12 protein-coding genes are annotated in these 19,304 nt (G+C 68.1%); 4 read left to right on the forward strand and 8 right to left on the reverse strand.

The window, feature by feature from the left end; translation table 11 throughout:
* Window positions 1-72: 72 nt before the first annotated feature.
* Window positions 73-414 carry an arsenate reductase family protein gene (locus tag C1876_RS06720; protein ID WP_114545951.1) on the reverse strand — a complete coding sequence of 114 codons (342 nt, stop codon included), beginning with the start codon at window positions 412-414 and terminating at the stop codon, window positions 73-75.
* A 78-nt stretch (window positions 415-492) separates the two neighbouring features.
* Between C1876_RS06720 and C1876_RS06725 the strand changes: the two genes are divergently transcribed.
* Window positions 493-2,646, forward strand: coding sequence for a Tex family protein (locus C1876_RS06725; protein WP_114545952.1), 2,154 nt, complete (start codon window positions 493-495; stop codon window positions 2,644-2,646).
* A 73-nt stretch (window positions 2,647-2,719) separates the two neighbouring features.
* On the opposite strand, the gene C1876_RS06730 is transcribed toward C1876_RS06725, so the two are convergent.
* A complete protein-coding gene (locus tag C1876_RS06730) occupies window positions 2,720-4,906 on the reverse strand; it encodes a YhgE/Pip domain-containing protein (RefSeq protein ID WP_114545953.1) in 2,187 nt (728 codons plus the stop codon).
* A complete protein-coding gene (locus C1876_RS06735; protein WP_114545954.1) occupies window positions 4,899-7,493 on the reverse strand; it encodes a YhgE/Pip domain-containing protein in 2,595 nt (864 codons plus the stop codon). The genes C1876_RS06730 and C1876_RS06735 overlap by 8 nt, the downstream gene beginning before the upstream one ends.
* Window positions 7,494-7,735: 242 nt before the next feature.
* On the opposite strand from C1876_RS06735, the gene C1876_RS06740 reads away from it, so the two are divergent.
* Window positions 7,736-10,279 carry an excinuclease ABC subunit UvrA gene (locus C1876_RS06740; protein ID WP_114545955.1) on the forward strand — a complete coding sequence of 848 codons (2,544 nt, stop codon included), beginning with the start codon at window positions 7,736-7,738 and terminating at the stop codon, window positions 10,277-10,279.
* Window positions 10,280-10,396: 117 nt separating this feature from the next.
* On the opposite strand, the gene C1876_RS06745 is transcribed toward C1876_RS06740, so the two are convergent.
* Together C1876_RS06745 and C1876_RS06750 are read right to left on the reverse strand one after the other, a co-directional pair.
* Window positions 10,397-11,566, reverse strand: coding sequence for a sensor histidine kinase (locus tag C1876_RS06745; protein WP_114545956.1), 1,170 nt, complete (start codon window positions 11,564-11,566; stop codon window positions 10,397-10,399).
* Between the two features lie 52 nt (window positions 11,567-11,618).
* Window positions 11,619-12,326, reverse strand: a complete 708-nt coding sequence (locus tag C1876_RS06750; protein ID WP_114545957.1) for a response regulator transcription factor — start codon at window positions 12,324-12,326, stop codon at window positions 11,619-11,621.
* Window positions 12,327-12,495: 169 nt separating this feature from the next.
* Between C1876_RS06750 and C1876_RS06755 the strand changes: the two genes are divergently transcribed.
* Together C1876_RS06755 and C1876_RS06760 are read left to right on the forward strand one after the other, a co-directional pair.
* Window positions 12,496-13,545 carry a D-alanine--D-alanine ligase family protein gene (locus C1876_RS06755; RefSeq protein ID WP_158544636.1) on the forward strand — a complete coding sequence of 350 codons (1,050 nt, stop codon included), beginning with the start codon at window positions 12,496-12,498 and terminating at the stop codon, window positions 13,543-13,545.
* A gap of 132 nt (window positions 13,546-13,677) precedes the next feature.
* Complete coding sequence (locus C1876_RS06760) at window positions 13,678-15,753, forward strand: Cna B-type domain-containing protein (protein ID WP_158544637.1); 2,076 nt, start codon at window positions 13,678-13,680, stop codon at window positions 15,751-15,753.
* A 17-nt stretch (window positions 15,754-15,770) separates the two neighbouring features.
* Here C1876_RS06760 and C1876_RS06765 read toward each other — a convergent pair whose 3' ends face one another.
* The 3 genes from C1876_RS06765 to C1876_RS06775 all read right to left on the reverse strand — a co-directional run bounded on the left by C1876_RS06765 (window position 15,771) and on the right by C1876_RS06775 (window position 19,303).
* Complete coding sequence (locus C1876_RS06765) at window positions 15,771-16,106, reverse strand: hypothetical protein (RefSeq protein WP_114546001.1); 336 nt, start codon at window positions 16,104-16,106, stop codon at window positions 15,771-15,773.
* Window positions 16,099-17,436: a Y-family DNA polymerase gene (locus C1876_RS06770; RefSeq protein ID WP_114545960.1), complete on the reverse strand. Its 1,338-nt coding sequence runs from the start codon at window positions 17,434-17,436 to the stop codon at window positions 16,099-16,101. Before C1876_RS06770 ends, C1876_RS06765 begins: the two co-directional genes overlap by 8 nt.
* A gap of 79 nt (window positions 17,437-17,515) precedes the next feature.
* On the reverse strand, window positions 17,516-19,303 hold the full coding sequence (locus C1876_RS06775) for an ABC transporter ATP-binding protein (protein ID WP_114545961.1): 1,788 nt from the start codon (window positions 19,301-19,303) through the stop codon (window positions 17,516-17,518).
* Between the last annotated feature and the right edge of the window lies 1 nt (window position 19,304).

Consider the following 19,304-nt stretch of genomic DNA (forward strand, 5'->3'; position numbering starts at 1 on the left):
TCCGGCCTCCTTGTAGGGTTCTTCAACATGCTGATCGCCCTATGATACCCGCATGAGCAGGGTCGCGGGAGCCTACTCCCACATCTTCCATATCTCGGGCGCGTAGCCCACGGTGGCCTGCTTTCCGTTGCGCACCACCGGCTCGGCCAGGACGTGCTGGTTCTCGAGGAGCTTGTCGAACTTCTGGTCGGGCGTAAGATGCGCGAGCAGGGCCACGAGGTCCTGGTCTTTGGCCTTGGCGTCGATGAGCGCCTCGATGCCGCCCGCCGCGCGCGCCACCGACTCGAGCTCGCCCTTGCTCATGCCCTTCTCGCGCACGTCGATGAACTGGAACTTCACGCGCCGCTCCTTGAAGTAGCGCTGTGCTTTCTTCGTGTCGAAGCTCTTCTTGCTTCCGAATACCTGGATGTTCATACGCATTCGCTCCTTGCGCGCTCGTCTATAATGACTACGAACTGTACTATACCCCGGATCAAAAGCGAGAATACATCCATGCCATCCATCCAATCAACCATCGCCCAGGAGCTTGGGCTTACCGCGGCGCAGGTGGCCACGGTCATCGAGCTCATCGACGAGGGCAACACCATCCCCTTCATCGCCCGGTACCGCAAGGAGGCCACGGGCGGCATCGACGACGTGGCGCTGCGCGAGCTCGACGACCGCCTGGCCTACCTGCGCACGCTCGAGGCGCGCAAGGCCGACGTGCTCAAGGCCATCGAGGAGCAGGGCAAGCTCACCGACGACCTGCGGTCGAAGATCGAGGCGGCCACGGTCATGCAGCGCGTGGAGGACCTGTACAAGCCGTACAAGAAGAAGCGCGCCACCCGCGCCTCGAAGGCCCGCGACGCCGGGCTCGAGCCGCTCGCGCTGCTGCTCATCGCGCAGGCGACGACCCACGGCGACCCGCGCGCGCTGGCGGCGCCGTACGCGAAGGCCGACAGCGCCTACGACACGCCCGAGGCCGTGCTGCAGGGCGCCCGCGACATCGTGGCCGAGGCCCTCGCCGACGACGCCGAGCACGTCGCGGCGCTGCGCACGCTCACCCGCCGGCAGGCCGTCATCGAGGTGGCCGCCGTCGACGCGAACGAGAAGACGGTGTACGACACCTACTACGGCTCCTCGGAGCAGCTCGCCCGCATTCCCAACCACCGCATCCTCGCCATCAACCGCGGCGAGAAGGAGGGCAAGCTCAAGGTGCACGTGCGCACGGACGCCGACGCGGCCGTCGCGCTGCTGGAAAGGCGCGTGATCAGGCGTCCGAGCATCTTCGCCGACGAGCTCAAGGCCGCCGTCGCCGACAGCTACAAGCGCCTCATCGCGCCCTCGCTCGAGCGCGAGCAGCGCGCCGAGCTCACCGAGCGCGCGCAAACCGACGCCATCCGCGTGTTCGCCAAGAACACCGAGAGCCTGCTCTCGCAACGCCCCGTGCGCGGCGCGCGGGTCATCGCGCTCGACCCGGGCTACCGCACCGGCTGCAAGGTGGCGGTGCTCGACGAGTACGGCAAGCTGCTCGACTACACCACCGTCTACCCCACCCCGCCGCGCTCGGACGTCGCGGGCACGCAGCGCACGCTGGCGGGCTACGTGCGCACGTACGGGGCCAACGTCATCGTCATCGGCAACGGCACGGGCAGCCGCGAGACCGAAGAGGTGGTGGCCGACCTCATCGCGCGCACCGATACACCGCTGTCGTACACCATCGTCAACGAGGCAGGCGCCTCGGTGTACTCGGCCTCGCAGCTGGCGAGCGAGGAGTACCCCGACCTCGACGTCACCACGCGCGGCGCCATGAGCCTGGGCCGCCGCCTGCAGGACCCGCTGGCCGAGCTCGTGAAGATCCCGCCGCAGTCCATCGGCGTCGGGCAGTACCAGCACGACCTCAACCAGGCCGCGCTCGAGCGCGCGCTCACGGGCGTCGTGGAGAACGTCGTGAACCGCGTGGGCGTCGACCTCAACACGGCCAGCGCGAGCCTGCTCGGATACGTGTCGGGCATCAGCGCGCCCGTCGCGAAGAACATCGTGGCCTACCGCGAGGAGCACGGGGCGTTCACCGACCGCCGCCAGCTCAAGAAGGTGCCGAAGCTGGGCGCGAAGGCCTACCTGAACTGCGCCGGGTTCCTGCGCATCGCCGGCGGCAAGAACCCCCTCGACGCCACGAGCGTGCACCCCGAAAGCTACCCCGCGGCGTCTGAGGTGCTCCGGCGCGCCGGCGTCGAGCCGGAGGCGCTGACGCGGGGCGGCGTGCCCGACATCGCGAAGCGCCTCGGCGACGTGGGCGCGCTGGCCGCCGAGCTGGGCGTGGGCGCGCCGACGCTGCGCGACATCGTGGCCGAGCTGGAGAAGCCGGGGCGCGACCCGCGCGACGACGCGCCCGAGGTGGTGTTCAGCCGCAGCGTGCGCGACTTCGACGACCTCGAGGCGGGCATGGAGCTGACGGGCACCGTGCGCAACGTGGTGGACTTCGGCGCGTTCGTGGACATCGGCGTGAAGCAGGACGGCCTCGTGCACATCTCGAAGCTGGCCGACCGCTTCGTCAAGCACCCGAGCGAGGTGGTGTCCGTCGGCGACACCGTCACCGTATGGGTGACCGGTGTCGACAAGGACCGCGGCAAGATCTCGCTCTCCATGGTGAAGGCCAAGGCGTAGGGCGCGGGCGCAAGGGGGGCTCCGCGCTCGCCGGGGCGCCGGGAGCAACGCGCACGCACGCGCCCCTGGCGCCCTACGCCACCACCTTGGACTCTTCCACCTTCTCCACGTACCAGTTCAGGAACTTCATGAGGGGCTTGCGCAGCACGAGCCCCAGCAGCGCGGCCGGGACGAGGAACAGCGCGAGCTGGCCCATCTGAATCCAGAAATCGTTCTGGTAGACGCCCATCATGGCGGCGCGCATGGCGCTGATCACATGGGTTGCCGGCAGAAACGGGCTGACCACCTGGAAGAAGTCCGGCAAGAGCGGCAGCGGGAAGCTGCCGCCGCCGCTGGTCACCTGGATGATGAGCAGCAGCACCGCGATGGCCTTGCCCAGGTTCGCGAACGACACCACCAGCGCGTAGATGAAGAACGTGAACACGAGGCCCGCCATCCAGAAGCACAGCATGAACAGCCACGGGTCGCTCACCTGCACGCCGAGGAACAGCATGTTGCCCAGGGCCATGCACGTGGTTTGCAGAAGCGATAGCACGGCGAACACCCCGAAGCGCCCGAGGAACAGCTGGTAGAGCTGCGGGTCGTCAAGCTGGTGCTCGGCCTTGCGCGACACGGTGGTCTTGATCACCACCACGAGCAAGAGCGACCCGATCCATATGGCGAGCGTCGTGTACAGCGGCGCCATCTGCGAGCCGAAGTTGTCGGCCGGGAACACCGCCTCGCGGTCGAGCTGCACCGGCGCCGCGAGCGCCGCGGCCAGCGTCGCGGGATCGGACCCCAGCATGGCGCGCAGCTCGTCGGTGCTGCCGCTCGACAGCGCGGCCACGATGGCGTCGCCGAGGCCGGTGAGCTTCTCCGACGAGGCCGCGAGATCGCTCGCCGCGTCGTCGAGCTTCTGCTTCGCCCCGCCCAGCTGGTCGGACACCGACTGCGCCGACCCCTCCAAGCTCGCGGCCGCCCCGTCGAGCTTCGCCGCGCTGTCGCCGAGCGAGGCGACCGCGGCCGCCACCTCGGCCTGCAGCCGCTCCATGCCCGGGCGGATGTCGGTGTCGAAGTTCGTCGACAGCCCGCTCACGCTCTGCTGCGCCTCGGCGGCGAGCTGCTTCACCTCGTCGTGCTTGCCCTGCGCGTCGGCGTTGCCCGCCTCGATGTCGGAGGCAGCGCCCGTCAGGCCGTCGCGCAGGCGCTCCTGCTGCGCGATGGACGCCCGCACCTGGGAGATGAGCAGCTCCACCGTGGGCTGGTAGTCGGAAGGCACGCTGCCTTTCAGCTCCTCGAGCTGCGCCGCGATGGCCTCGTACTGGGAAATCTGCCCGTCGACGGCGCTCGCCTGGCCGCGCAGCCGCGCGGCGGAATCGGCCGCGAGCGCGTCGGCCGAGCCGAACGCCGCGTCGATGGCGTCGGCCACGCCGGCGTACCCGTCGCTGCTGCTCTGCAGCGCGTTCGCCAGATCGTCCGACGAGGCCGCAAGCGCGTCGGCAATGGAAGAGACGGCCTGCTTGGAGCCGCCCGCCGTCTCCCCCACCTGCCCGGCGGCGCTTTTGGCCTGCGACAGCAGCGCCGACGAGCCGTTCACGAGCGCCTGCGACGACTCCATGATGGACGAGTAGGTGGTGAGCACCGCGGCGGCCTGCGCCATCTGCGCGCCCATGGCGTTCACGTGGGCGGCCACGTCGCCGATGCGGCCGTCGGCGTCGGAGCTGGCGGCGTAGTCGGACAGCGACGACGACACGGCCAGGGCCACTTCGGACAGCGTCTCGGCGAACACCTTGTTCACCTCGTAGGACACCTGGTCGGCGCCCTGGTCGGTCACCTTCGGCGCCACCGCGCTCTTCTTCTCGTTCGTGTAGTACACGATGTGCGCGTGCTCCACGTCATCGGAGTAGAACGTCATCATGTCCTTGCTGAAACTGGGCGGGATCACCACGGCCGCGTAGTACTTCCCCGACCGTGCGCCGTCGACGGCCTCCTCCTCGCTGACGAACGTCCAGTTCAGCTGGTCGTTCGCCCGCAACGCGGACACAACCTGCTCGCCGACGTTCACCTTGAGGGGCACCAGATCGCTCTGGTAGCCCTCGTCGGTGTTCGCCACGGCCACGGTGAGGTTGCCCGTGTTGTCGAACACGTCCCAGCAGGCGATGATGTTGTACCAGCTGAAGATGGACGGGATGAGCACGAGGCCGAGCACGATGATGCCCGTCACCACGTTCGTGGTGAGGCGCCGCACATCGTTGCGAAAGAGATGCCAGATGTTACGCACGGCCGGCCCCCTTCCCCGCACCGTCCGGCGCCGGCAGCGGCGCCTCGTCCAGGCTCGTGCGCGCCGAGAACAGCGCGCGCAGCTCGTCGTCGCTCAGGGCGCCCAGCGTCACCTGCCGCTCGAGGCTGTCGCGAACGTGTTCGAGCACCACGAGGAACAGCATGACGATGACGAGCCAGACGAGCCACGCCGTGAGCACCACCACGCGCGTGCTGCCCGTCACCGAGAACACCACCGTGGCCACGGTGGGCACCGCGATGCCGAAGAACCACGCCCCGTGCAAGAGGTGCGGGTACCAGGTGATGAAGCGTTGCGCGTGCTGGCGCAGGCGCACCCGGTACTCCTCGCGGTCGGCCAGCGCGCGCGTGAGCTGCGCCACGCGATAGCGGCGCATGGGCACCTGCACGTCCTCACCGTTCAGGATGTCGCTCTCCTTGATCTGCTGGGCGAACATCCTGTTGAGGTTCGTAAGGTACGGGCGCAGGCCCAGCCCGATGACGAACGAGACGGCCAGGAACACCAGCAGCATGCCCATGAGCGCGCCCCACTGCCCGTCGTAGAAGCCCGCGATGGTCTCGCGCATGGCGTTGATGCCGTACGTGAACGGGAAGAACGGGTAGACGGCCTGGAAGAAGTCGGGCGTCATCTCGATGGGGTACAGCCCCGTCGCGCCCGGGATCTGCGCGAACACGAGAATGACGCAGAGGCCCTTGCCGATGTGCTGCAGCGTCACCGACAGCGCGTACTGGATGCTGAGGTAGGTGAGCGACGCCGCGACGGCCGTGAGGAAGAACAGGGGCGCGTTCACCGTCTGCACGCCGATGACGAGGTCGCCCGCGCAGCACACGACGGCCTGCAACGTCGCGAACACGGCGAGGAACAGCCACCGGCCCAGGTAGCGCTGCGACAGGGTGAGGTTCTTGATGCCCTCGTCGTCCACCTCCTGCTTGAGGATGACCATGAGCATGAACGCGCCGATCCACAGCGTGAGGTTCGTGAACAGCGGCGCCATGGCCGAGCCGTAGGCGTTGAGCGGGTACAGCTTCTCGGTGGTGAGCTCGGTGGGCGACTGCATGAAGTCGGCGATCTTGCCCGCGTCGAGCGTGCCGTTGTCGAACAGGCTGGAAAGCGCGCCCGACGTGCCGAGGGCCACGAGGTCGGTCTGCACGGTGTCGAGGCTGGTCTCGAGGCCGGCCAGCAGCGCATCGGTCTGGTCGAGCGCCGTGCGCGTGGTGCCCAGCGTGGAGACGAGCTGGTCGAGGACGAGCGACGCCTGGTCGACGAGCAGCGTCTGGTTCGACACCGCCGCGGCGAGGCTGCCCGCCGTGCCGCCGATCTGCGAGAGCGCGCTGTTCACCGCGGGCAGCGTGGTGGACGTCAGCGTGGAGCGGTAGTCGTCCGCGCTGCCCAGCGTGCCCTGCACCGCGGCGTTCACCGCGTCCGATGCGCCGGATATCGTCTGGGCCGCGCCGCCCATGGCGTCCGCCACCGCGCCCGCGTCGGACAGCGCCTGCTTCAGGTCGGCGTTGCGCGTCTCGAGGCTGTCCACCGTCTGGCCCAGCAGCTCTTTGGCGGGGTCGTCGTCGGGCAGCGCCTGCTGCATGGCCTTGAGCTGCTCGATGACGGCGGCGTTCTGGTCGGCTGCGGCCTGCCCGCTTTCCACCGCGCCGCCCACTTCGCCCTGCGCTTTCACCACGGCGCTCGCGGCGGTGCCCACCGACGCGTTCGCCTTGGCGGCGGCCTGCGATGCCAGAAGCGAGCTCTGGTCCATCACCGACAGCATGCTCGTCGAGAACAGCCCGAGGTCGCTCTGCGTGGCCGCGGTGAGCGCGGACACCTGCACGAGCTGGTCGCTCAACAGCGCGATGTCGTCCTTCGCGCCGCCGAGCGAGGCCTTCGCATCCTGCGCGCGGCCGACGGCCCCCTGGGTCGCCTCGGCGAGGCCCGCGATGGACGCGCGCCCGTCGGCGATGGTGGCCTTCGCCTTCTCGAACTGGGTCGCCACGCCGGCCTGCGACGTCTCGAGCTCGTTCTTCGCCTCGGCCAGCTTGCCGTCCACCGTGTCGGCCACGACGGAGCTCACCGTGGACACGAACGAGCTGTTGATGGTCTGGTCGAGCGTGGTGGCGCCCGTGTCGGTGATCTTCGGCGAGACGGCGCCGGCCTTCTCGTTCACGTAGTATTCGAGCTGCGGCTGGTGGAACTCGCCCGTGAGCAGCGTGGTGAAGTCTTCGCTGAACTGCTCGGGGATGATGAACGCGGCGTAGGATTTCCCCGAACGCACCTCCTCGAGCGCGGTCTCGCGGTCGGTGAACGTCCATCCCAGCTGGTCGTTCGCGTGCAGCTGGTCCACCACCTCGTCGCCCAGCTGAAGCCGCCCCATGAGGGCGTTGTCCGCGCCCGCGTCCTCGTTCACCACGCACACGCGCAGGTTGCCCGTGTCGTCGTAGGGGTTCCAGAACCCCACGACGTTGAACCACGTGTACAGCGAAGGAAGGATCACGAGGACGATGGCAACCACCAACGCGGCGGGCGCCTTGAACAGCCTCAGGATGTCGCGCACGAACACGCGCAGCACGTTTCCCACGGCTTGACCTCCTCGAACAAGTTTGCATTCCCGAATGCGCGCCCCCTCGGACGCACGACAACCTTGTTATTCTAAAGCATCGGGCCTCCAAAAGCGTCGAACAGATTCCCGAATGTGTCAGTGCGCGCCCGTCCCGGGAACGGAGGCGGCGCTCGCGGTGGCGTTTCGCGCCGGGTGCGCTACTATGGCAGGAAGCGAAAACGGCGCCGCGCGCGCCCGACCCACCACCCGAGGATGCGTCCATGGCCCGACCGAACCCGCAGAACCCGCATACCGCGCCCGCCGCCCCCGACGACCGCGCGCCCGACCGTATCGAGGTGCGCGGCGCCCGCGTGCACAACCTGAAGAACGTCGACGTGGACATCCCCTTGAACGAGCTCGTGGGCATCGCGGGCGTGTCGGGGTCGGGCAAGTCGTCGCTCGCCCTGGGCGTGCTGTACGCCGAAGGGTCGCGGCGCTACCTCGAGGCGCTCTCCACCTACACGCGCCGCCGCCTGTCGCAGGCCGGCCGCGCCGCCGTCGACGAGGTGCTGCACGTGCCCGCGGCGCTCGCCCTGCATCAGCGCCCGGGCGTGCCCGGCGTGCGCAGCACGTTCGGCACGTCCACCGAGCTCCTGAACAGCCTGCGCCTGCTGTTCTCGCGCGTGGGCAGCCACGTGTGCCCGAACGGCCACCGCGTTGCGCCCACCCTGGCCGTGGCCGCCGAGCAGCTCATCGAGTGCCCCGTGTGCGGCGTGAGGTTCTACGGCCCCGGCGCCGAGGCGCTCGCCTTCAACAGCGAGGGCGCGTGCCCGGAATGCGACGGCACCGGCATCGTGCGCACGGTGGACGAGGGGACGCTCGTGCCCGACGAGACGCTCACCATCGACGAGGGCGCCGTGCTGCCGTGGAGCACGCTCATGTGGGACCTCATGAAGCAGGTGGCGCGCGAGATGGGCATCCGCACCGACGTGCCCTTCAACCAGCTCACGCCCCATGAGCGCGACCTTGTGTTCCACGGCCCCGCCGAGAAGAAGCACATCCTGTACAAGGCGAAGAAAACCGACGCGTTCGCCGAGCTCGACTTCACCTACTTCAACGCCGTCTACACCGTGGAGAACGCGTTGGCGAAGGTGAAGGACGAGAAGGGCCTCGGGCGCGTGGCCCGCTTCCTCAAGCAGGGGACATGCCCCGTCTGCCACGGCACGCGCCTGTCGGAGGATGCGCGCAAGCCGCAGGTGGCGGGCATCAACCTGGCCGAGGCCACCGCGCTGACGCTCGGCGAGCTGGACGCGTGGGTGCAGGCCGTGCCCGCTACGCTGCCCGAGGAGATGCGGCCGATGGCCGCGAGCATCTGCGAGTCGTACCAGCACACGGCCCGCCGCCTGAGCGACCTGGGGCTGGACTACCTCGCGCTCGACCGCGCGAGCGCGACGCTGTCCACCGGCGAGCGGCAGCGCGTGCAGCTGGCCCGCGCGGTGCGCAACCGCACCACCGGCGTGCTGTACGTGCTCGACGAGCCGTCCATCGGGCTGCACCCGTCCAACATCGACGGGCTGCTCGAGGTCATGCGCGACCTCATCGCCGACGGCAACTCGGTGGTCATGGTGGACCACGACACGCACATCCTGCGCCACGCCGACCATATCGTGGAAATGGGCCCCGCCGCCGGCGCCGGCGGCGGGCGGGTCATCGCGCAGGGGTCGCTCGCCGCGGTGGAGGCCGACCCCGCCTCGTCCATCGGCGGCTTCCTGTCGGGGGCCGCGAGCGTGCGCGTGCGCGAGCCGCTCGACGCCGACGAGGTGTTCGCCCGCGGGACCATCCACCTCGAAACCGAGGCGCTGCACACGGTGAAGCCGCTCGAGGCGGACGTGCCGCGCGCACGGCTCACCGCGGTCACCGGCGTGTCGGGCTCGGGCAAGACCACGCTCGTGCTGGAAAGCCTCATCCCGGCCCTCGCCGCGAACGCCGGCGGAACGCCGCTTCCCTCCCACGTGAAGCGCATCGACGCCGACGGCATCGTGCGGGCGAACCTCATCGACGCCACGCCCATCGGCACGAACGTGCGCTCAACCGTGGCCACGTACGCCGGCGTGCACGACGACCTGCGCCGCGCCTTCGCGCGCACGCCCGACGCAAAGGCGGCGGGGCTCAAGGCGGGCGACTTCTCCTACAACACCGGCAAACTGCGCTGCCCCGTCTGCGACGGCACGGGCTCCATCAGCCTCGACGTGCAGTTCCTGCCCGACGTGGACATTACCTGCCCCTCGTGTCGCGGCTCGCGCTACTCCGACGACGCCAGCCTCATCCATCGCCCGCGCAAGGACGCCGAGGACCCCGGCTGCACGCTGCCCCAGCTCATGGCGATGAGCGTGGACGAGGCCCTCGAGGCGACGTCCGACCTCAAGAAGGTGCGCGAGCGCCTGCAGACGCTGCACGACCTGGGGCTGGGGTACCTCACGCTCGGCGAGGCCACGCCGGCGCTGTCCGGCGGCGAGGCGCAGCGCCTCAAGCTGGCCAGCGAGATGGGCCGCGTGCAGGACGACGCCGTGTTCGTGTTCGACGAGCCCACCATCGGCCTGCACCCCCTCGACGTGCGCGTGCTGCTGAACGTGTTCCAGGCGCTCGTGGAACAGGGCGCCACCGTGCTCGTCATCGAGCACGACCTCGACGTCATAGCGAACGCCGACTACGTGATCGACCTCGGCCCCGGCGGCGGCGCCTCCGGCGGCCGCATCGTGGCCGTCGGCACCCCCGACCAGATAGCGCACGACCCCGCCAGCATCACCGGAAGATACCTCGCATAGCAGCATCCGACTCCAAGGAGAATCTTCGCTCCGAAAACACGCCTCAAGCGCGAAAACCGTGTTTTCGGAGCGAAGATGAGCCCTCAACCTGGCCGCCGGCAAGCGCGAAGAGGGCCTCTAGCCTTCCCGTGCGGCGGGGACGGCGAGGGTGAACACGGTGACGCCGCGGTCGCTGCGGGCGGCGATGTCGCCGCCGTGCGCCGCGACGATCTCCTTCGCGATGGCCAGCCCCAACCCGGCGCCGCCGCGGTTCGTGGAGCGCGCGGCGTCCTCGCGGTAGAACTTCTCGAAGATGCTCTGCAGGTGCGCGGGAGATATCTCGCGGCCCCGGTTCTCCACCTCGATCACGGCCCTGCCGCCCTCCACCGTCGCCGTGATGGGAATCGTCGAGCCCCGCTCCGCGAACGCGATGGCGTTGCGCACCACGTTCGAGAGCGCGCGGGCGAACTTGTCGGGATCGACGAAGAACGTCTCCCCCTTCGTCGCCTCCACCGACAGCTTCACGCCGCGCGCTTCCGCCTCGGGGAAGAACTCGTCGGCCATCTGCCGGCAGAAGAAGGCGATGTCCACCGTCTCCCGCTCGATGGAAACCGATTGCAGATTGTAGCGCGTGATCTCGAAGAACTCGTCGATCAGCCCGCCGAGGCGCTCGGCCTTCTCGTAGGCGATCCCCGCGAACTCGACGCGCTGCGCCTCGGGCAGGCTCGGCGTGTCGCGCAGCAGCGACAGGTAGCCCAGCACCGAGGTGAGCGGCGTGCGCGTGTCGTGCGCGAGGTAGGCCACCAGCTCGTTCTTGCGCTGCTCGGCCATCTTCGCGGCCACCTCGTCGGCGAGCGAGCGCAGCCTGATCTCCTCGAGCTCCGAGCGCACGATGCGCAGGTCGTCGGGCAGCTCGACCGGCTTGCCCCGGTCGGAGAACTGCCCGGCCACCGCCGCCGACAGCTCGTCGAAGTACCTGATGGATCGGTTGATGGTGGAGAACAGGATGCCGATGCAGACCACGAGGTACACCCCGACGACGAGCGGCGTCTTGAGCTCTTTCGCCGCATAGTACACCCCGAGGTCGCGCGCGGCGTACGTTCCGTCGCCGACCGCGTACACCTGCCACGAATCGAGGCTGGAGACGGTCGCGCTCGAATACATCGCATCCAACTCGTCCTGCGTGATGGTGAACTCGTTGGCCGTCGCGTCCGCGATGGCGTTGCCGATGGCGGGGAACGCGTACTGGTACAGGTACACGCACGCCACGAGGAACACGGCGGTGAACGCGGCGAGGATCAGGGCCATGCGCGCGAAGAGCTGCGGCGCAGCAGCTTCGCCTGGGCGCTTTTGACCGCGCTCATCGGCCGCCCCCGAGCACGGAGATCTTGTACCCCACGCCCCACGCGGTCTCGATGAACTTCTGCGAGCTGTCGATGGCCGCCAGCTTCTTGCGCAGGTTGCGGATGTGCACCATCACCGAGTTGCCGGCCGCGTCGTCGAAGCGCCCGCCCCACACCGTCTCGAAAATCTCCTGCGCGGACACGGGCTTGCCGCAGTTGCGCATGAGCAGCACGAGCGTGCCGAACTCCTTCGGCGACAGGCTCAGCGGCTCGCCGAGCAGCGACGCCGTGTGCGCGTCGACGTCCACTTCGATGCCACGTGCGCTCAGCAGCGAGGACGATTCCTCCGGAAAGCGCGTCGAGCGACGCAGGCGCGCCTTCGCGCGCGCCACGAGCTCGCGCGGCTTGAACGGCTTCGACACGTAATCGTCGGCGCCGAGCGTGAGGCCCACCACCTTGTCCACTTCCTCGTCCTTCGCCGACAGGAAGATGATGGGCACGTCGGACACGGCGCGGATGCCCTTGCACACCTCGAAGCCGTCGAGCTCGGGCATCATGATGTCGAGGATGACGAGGTCGACGCGCTCGCGGCCGAACGTCGAGAGCGCGTCCGCTCCGGAGAAGCACACGTGCGCGTCCATGCCCTCTTCGACGAGCAGCTTGCCCACCAGCTCGGCGATGGCCCGCTCGTCGTCCACCACCAGTATGCTCGGCTTCTTATCCATGGGCCCCATCCTAGCGCACCCGCCCGCACCGTTTCCCTCCCTCGCGCAACCTCCTTCAAACGTTTAGGAAAACTTAAGGTCGATCAGGTTTTCGTCACGCTTCGCTATGGGAAACCCAAGGCCGCCGGAGGGTACGATGCTCTGCCCAACCACCCCGAAGGAGGCCACCATGAACACCCAGAAACCGGTCATCGCCGTGCTGTTCGGCGGACGTTCGGACACGCGGGCCGTGTCGCAGCACTCCGCGCGCGCCGTCATCGAGAGCATCGACCGCGACCGGTACCGCATCGTTCCCGTGGGAATCGACCCGAGCGGGGCGTGGTACGTGTACGGAGGAAGCCCCGACGCCATCGCGAACGGCACGTGGCTCCACTCCCCCAGCCTCATCCCGGCCGCCGTCTCGCCGAATCGACACGTGCACGGCCTCGTCCTCATCGCGAACGGGAAGAAGCTGCGCCTCGACGCGGCCCTGCCCGTGCTGCACGGCAGCGGCGGCGAGGACGGCGGCGTGCAGGGAGCGTTGCAGCTCGCGGGCGTTCCCATCGTCGGTTGCGGGGCGGTGGGCTCGGCGCTGTGCGCCGACAAGATCCTGTCCCACCGCATCGCGCGCGACGCCGGCATCGCCGTGGCCCACCATGCCGTCGTGCGCGCCACGATGCAGCTCAAAACCATGCAGGAAGCGGCGGCGCTCATCGGCTACCCGCTGTACGTGAAGCCGCCGCGCGAAGGGTTCTCGCTCGGCGTGAGCAGGGTTGCCCGGCCCGAACAGCTCGAAGCGGCCCTCGACCTCGCGTTCTCCTTCAGCGGCGAGGCCCTCATCGAGCAGGAGATCGCCGGGCGGGAGATCGGCGTGGCCGTGCTGGGAACCACAACGCTGTCGTTCGGCGTGCCCGACGAGGTGGTGCTGCACGGCGCCGTGTTCGATTACCGGGAGAAGCACCTGCGCGAAACGGCGGAGGTGCGGGTGCCCGCGCGCCTCGCCGACGAGGAGGAGAAGGCCGTCCTCGCCCTCGCGCAGCGCCTCTACCGGCTGCTCGCCTGCACCGGCTTCGCGCGGATCGACCTCTTTCTCGACGAGGCCGGCGCCCTCTTCTTCAACGAGGCGAACACCATCCCCGACCTGACGAAGCGCGGGCGCTTCCCCGCCATGTTCGCCGCCGCCGGCATCTCCCTCACCGGCGTGCTCACGGCCGCCATCGAGGAGGCCATGGCGCGATAGGACCTCCCATATCAGGCCTCCCACCTCGTGCTATTCGCCTACCTCGTTCAATTTGTGTTTGAATGAACTGACGGGCAACCCGCGCATCGGTATGATGAAAAGCATCTTACAATGCACAGGGGGTACTCTATCGTGAACTCATTCAGAAGCAAGGCCGCGGGCCTTCTCGTCGCCATCGTCGCCGCAAGTATCATGACGCTCGGCGCAAGCGCGCTCGCCTTCGCAGACGACCGCGTCACCATCACCGACGAGGGGCAGCTTGCGGAGATGTTTCCCGACGAGAGCTTCCGCCACGTGGTGTTCGAAGCCGTGAAGGACGGTCAGGGGAACGCCTCGGGCGCCACCGTGGAGGAAGCCGTCAACAACTTCACGGGCTTTGTCTACGCCAACGGCGACGACATCGTCGACGACGGCGGCCAGAGGATCACCGACGCCCACGGCATCGAGCACCTGCTCAACGCTGCGCTCGTGGACATCACGTACAACATGATCACCGACCTCTCGTTCCTCGAACACGACCCGAGCATCGAGGCAGACAAGACGTGGCTCGAAGGCGGCTCGACCGAAGGCGGCATGCCCAACAAGCACAACGTCACCTGGCAGCTCGAGGGCAACCCGTACACGCGCCTCCCCTCGACGCTGTACTTCGGCGGCAAGCTCGTGGTAAAGCAGGCGGCCACCGACTACTCCTCGTACCCCGACGACACGATGGGCTCGTGGCGCTTCGTGCGCACGGGCACGGCGCTCGCGGGCGACCTCCATGTGGGCAGGGTGGCCTACGACGGCGCCACCGGCCATTTCGCACCGCTCGACCGCAGCACGGTGCACGACCGGGCCGCCACGCCCGACACGCTGTCGCTCGTCCTTCCCGACGCGGACAAAGATTCGGAATTCTGGGAGCAGGACGACACGTACGACAACGACACGGTGGGCTTCTCGGGCGTGGTGCGCAGTGGCCGGCACGAGATCGCCATCGGCACCATCAAGATCTTCAACTACACCACCCAAGACAGGAAGGGCACCCTCACCGCTGGCGGCCAGTCCTACAAATACTACCTGGAGCCCACGTTCTACGTGTTCGACAAGGTCAGCCTCTCCCAGAACGCCTTCGAGGGCGCAGCGGAGCTCGTCAAGACGGCCGAAGACGGCACCACTCCCCTCAAGGGCGCCGAATACAGCCTGTTCAAAAAAGGCAGCGATGAGCCCGAGCGCACCGGCCTCGTCACCGACGCCGACGGCAAGCTGCTCGTCGAAAACCTCGCCGGCGGCGACTGGTACCTTCAGGAGACGAAAGCGCCCGAAGGCTACACCATCAACCCCGACCCCGTCGCGTTCACCATCGACGCGCCCCAGGCGAGGCTCGGCGGCGGCCTCGCCGCCCTCGACAACCTGGACAACAGCGCCGATCTCGTGGCGGGCGAGAACGAGGCGTACATCAACGGCGCGGTGTACGACGAAGAGCTCAACGCCAGCGGAGCCAGCCCCGACATCACGCTGACCCTGGCCGATGCTGCACACGCCGAGGACGTCGACAAGGTGGAGGTCGCCTACGCCGCGCTGATGGACGCCGCCGGCACCACCACCGAGAACGTGGTCAGGACGTTCGACACGCTGCAAGAGGCGCAAGACGACGTCAACGCCGAGAAGAACGCGTTCGAGGCCGACGGCACCGCGGCCGTCGACGCCGGCGGCCACATCGTGGGCCCGGTGAGCATCGCGGTCTCCTTCAAGCAGAACTCCGCCGCGGCGACGGTGCAGGTCTCCCAGAAGGACGCCGCCGAGCCCGCGCTGACCTCCGTGAGCGGCACCAAGCATTGGGCGGACGCGGACGACAAAGCCGGCAAGCGCCCCGGCAGCATCACGGTGAACCTGCTGCGAAACAACGTGAAGATCGCCGACGTCGAAGTGACGGCGCATGACGGCTGGAAGTACACGTTTGCCGACCTGGACGCGCACGACCCCGACGGCAAGCCGTACGCCTACACCGTCGACGAGGCCGTCGTTCCGCCGAACTACAAGAAAACCGTGAGCGGCTTCGACATCACGAACACGCTCACCGTCACCGACGTTCCGCCCGCAAGCAGCACCGCACCCCAGGGCAAGAAAACGCCCCCCACGGGCGACGCCGCACCTGTCGCGGCGCTGGCTGTCCTGCTGGCAGGCGCTGGCATGGCCGCCGCCTTCGCGGCCCGCAGGCAACGAAGGTAGCACTTCCCCACGGCGCCTCAGCGCTCGTCCGTCCCCTCGCCGTGCAGGTCGAGGATGGCGTCGAAGGGGATGCGGGTGCGCACGACGGTGAGCGTCCGGCCCGCCTCGTCGATGTCGGTCACGAGGCCGTGCGCGGTCACGTACGCCTCGCCGTCGTGGTAGACCACCTTCGCCATGCGACGGCGCTCGAGGCGCGCGAGGCGCTGCGACAGTTCGAGGGCCTCCTCCTCGGTCAGCTCGCGTTTCGGCTGCGGCGTGCGCTCGCGTTCGCGGATGAGGTCGTAGTAGCCGCGGAGCGCCGCGAACGGCATGAACTGCTGCGCGCGGTCGGCGCGGGAGCGCGGCTCAGGCATGGTGGCCCCCAATCTGCTCGTTGCGCTCGCGGGCCGTGGCCTTCTCCTTGAAGCTCGTGCCGCGCAGCAGCGCGTTCTTGCCGAACTTGCCCTTCACGGCCAGCACCGCCTCTTGCAGCCTGCGCTCCTCGGCCTCGGCTTGCTCGTCGGTGAACAGGTTCATCGTGGCGAATTCCTCGGGCACCACGCCGCCGAAGCCCACGTTGATGCGGCGGACGGGCACGTCGGTGCGCGTCGTCTCGTCGTAGAGTTCGAGGAAGCGCGGCAGCAGCTTCGAGTGCAGGTTCGTGCGGTCGGCCTGCTTGCGCGTGCCGCCCGTGTGGGGCATGCCGCGCCGGCCGCCCACCGGGCGGCGCCCGTGGCCGCCGTCGAAGTACGCCTCCCCGTCCTCCTGCGCGCGCTCGTCGGGCCCCTTCGCGTAGCCCACGTACAGCGACAGCGACGCGGCCACGAGGCGCTTGTCCACGAGGTCGAGCACGAGCTGGTCCACCATTTCCTTCAGCACGTCGCGCGCTTCGTCCCAGGTGTAGTCGCACGGCAGCACCTGGCCGTTCCCCAAGGAGTGCGCGCTCGGCTCGTAGGCGTGGATGTCGGCGATGGTGCACGGCTCCACGCCGTGCGCGTGGTCGATGAGGTACTCGGCGTTCACGCCGAACTCGCGGTAGAGCGTGCGTTCCTCCATCTCGCACACGCCGCGCAGGTCGCGCACGCCGTACTTGGCCAGGCGCTTCGCGATGCCCGGGCCGATGTTCCAGATGTCGGTGATGGGCCGATGCGTTTGGATGGACCGCTCGAACTCCGCCTGGTCGAGGAAGCCGATGTGGTCGTCGACGTGCTTCGCCGTGATATCGAGCGCCACCTTCGCCAAGAACAGGTTCGGCCCGATGCCGGCCGTGGCGCACACGCCCGTCTCGGCCAGCACGGCGTCCATGAGCATGACGGCGAATTCCTTGGCGCTCACCTGGTACAGCGACAGGTACGCCGTGGCGTCAATGAAGCACTCGTCAATGGAATACGCGTGGATGTCCTCGGGCGAGACGTAGCGCAGGTAGACGGAGTAGATATCGGCCGACACGTCCATGTAGCGCTGCATGCGCGGCTTCGCCATGATGTAGCGCACGCCCTCGGGAATCTCGAACACGCGGCAGCGGCTCGACAGGCCCAGCTCTTTCATGGCCGGCGTGACGGCCAGACAGATGGTTTTCTCGGTGCGCTCGGGGTCGGCCACGACGAGGTTGGTGGTGAAGGGGTCGAGCCCGCGGTCGGCGCACTCGACGCTCGCGTAAAAGCTCTTCAAGTCGATGCACACGTACGTACGCTCCCGAGCCATGCCGCCCTCCCTTCATCTCCGATTATCGGAACGTCTGTTCGCAGTATAGCGCATGTCCGCCGAAACCCAACCGTCGCCCCTATTCCAAGTACGCGCCGGTCTGACGGCTCCAAAGCCCGGCGTAGACGCCGTCCGCCTCGATGAGCTGGGCATGCGGGCCGTCCTCCACCACCTTGCCGCCGTCGAGCACCACGATGCGGTCGAGGCTGGCAACCGTCGACAGACGATGCGCAACCACGATGGAAGTGCGCCCGCGCATGAGCGTGGCCAGCGCGTCCTGCACCAGGTGCTCGCTTTCGGAGTCGAGCGCGCTCGTGGCCTCGTCGAGCACGAGCACCGGGCAGTCGGCCAGAAGCGCCCGCGCGATGGCGATGCGCTGGCGCTGGCCGCCCGACAGCTTCACGCCGCGCTCGCCCGTGACGGTGTCGAAGCCCTGCGGAAGCTGCTCGATGAACTCGAGCGCGTTCGCCTGGCGGGCCGCCTCCCTGATCTGCTCCATCGTGGCATCGGGCCGCCCGTAGGCGATGTTCTCCGCAATGGAGCGATGGAACAGCAGCGCCTCCTGCGGCACGTAGGCGATCTGACGCCTCAACGATTGCTGGGCGGTTTCGGCGATGTTCTGCCCGTCCACGAGAATGCGGCCCTCCTGAATGTCGGACAGGCGCAGCAGCAGCTTCGTGAGCGTGGTCTTCCCCGCCCCGCTCGAACCTACGATTCCAACCCTTTGACCGGCGGGTATATGCAATTCGAGGTCGTCGAACACCTGCGTGCGGGTATCGCCGTCCGTGTACCAGAAGCAAATGTCCTCGAAGTCGATGGCCCCCTCGCGCACCTCGAGCGGCGACGCGTCGGGCGCGTCGGCCACGAGCCGCGGCTCATCGAGGATGACGGTCATGCCGCTCGCATCGCCGAAGGCTCGGTTGAAGCGCTGCAAGCCGTTGTTGATGAAGTTGAACTGGTTCGTCACGGTATAGGTGTAGGTGAACATCACGACGAGCGTGCCGGGCGTGATGCCGTACCATGCGTTGCCGCCCGCGATGAACACCGCCACCACGCTCATGATGAGGATGGTGATGCAGGCCGTGACGATGCCGCGCGTGAGCGAGGCCCACATGCGCTTCGAGTCGCGCGCCACCACTTCGCGATTCGCCTCGTCGAACAGGCTCCGTTCGTAGTCTTCGCGCCCGTAGGTTTTCACCGCGAGAATGTTGGCCACCGAGTCCGACAGCTCGCCCGAAAGCTGGTTCTGGGCGCTTGCCGCCTTCTCGTTGAGGTGCAGGATGCGCTTGTACATGTAGTACGACACCCCCGCGTACACCGCCAGGAGCACCATGAGAATGGCCACGTACACCGGCACGCGCGGCGCCAGGATGGCGCAGGTGAACACCACCGAGCAGATGACCGGCAAAAACGGGAACGTGACCGTTTCCAAAAGCAGCTGGTAGGCGCTCATGAACTTCGTGGTTTGGCTCACGAGGGTTCCGCCGAAGCGGTTGGAGTGAAACGACATGGACTGGTTGCACAGGGCGTCGAACGACATCGTGGCCAAATCGTACGAAGCGGCGATCTCGAGACGGTACATGGTATAGTCCTGCACCTTGCTGGCCGCCTGCCCGGCCACGTTGATGGCGATGAGCGCGAGAATGTACGGGCCGAACACCGCGAACACCTGGTCGGGCGCCACCGACCCCTCGCTCACGCGATCCACCACGAGGCTCATCACGTAGGGGTTGCCGTACGAGAGCAGCGCAACGAATAAGAACGTGGCGGTCATGAGCGCGGCGAACAGGCCGAAGTGCTTGCGGGTGACCAGCCAGAAGTAATGGAGCGTGCGACGTGTGACCGACGCGTCCCCGGTTCGTGCCATG

The sequence above is a fragment of the Eggerthella sinensis genome, from assembly GCF_003339815.1.
In the GTDB taxonomy this organism is placed as follows: Bacteria; Actinomycetota; Coriobacteriia; order Coriobacteriales; family Eggerthellaceae; genus Eggerthella; species Eggerthella sinensis.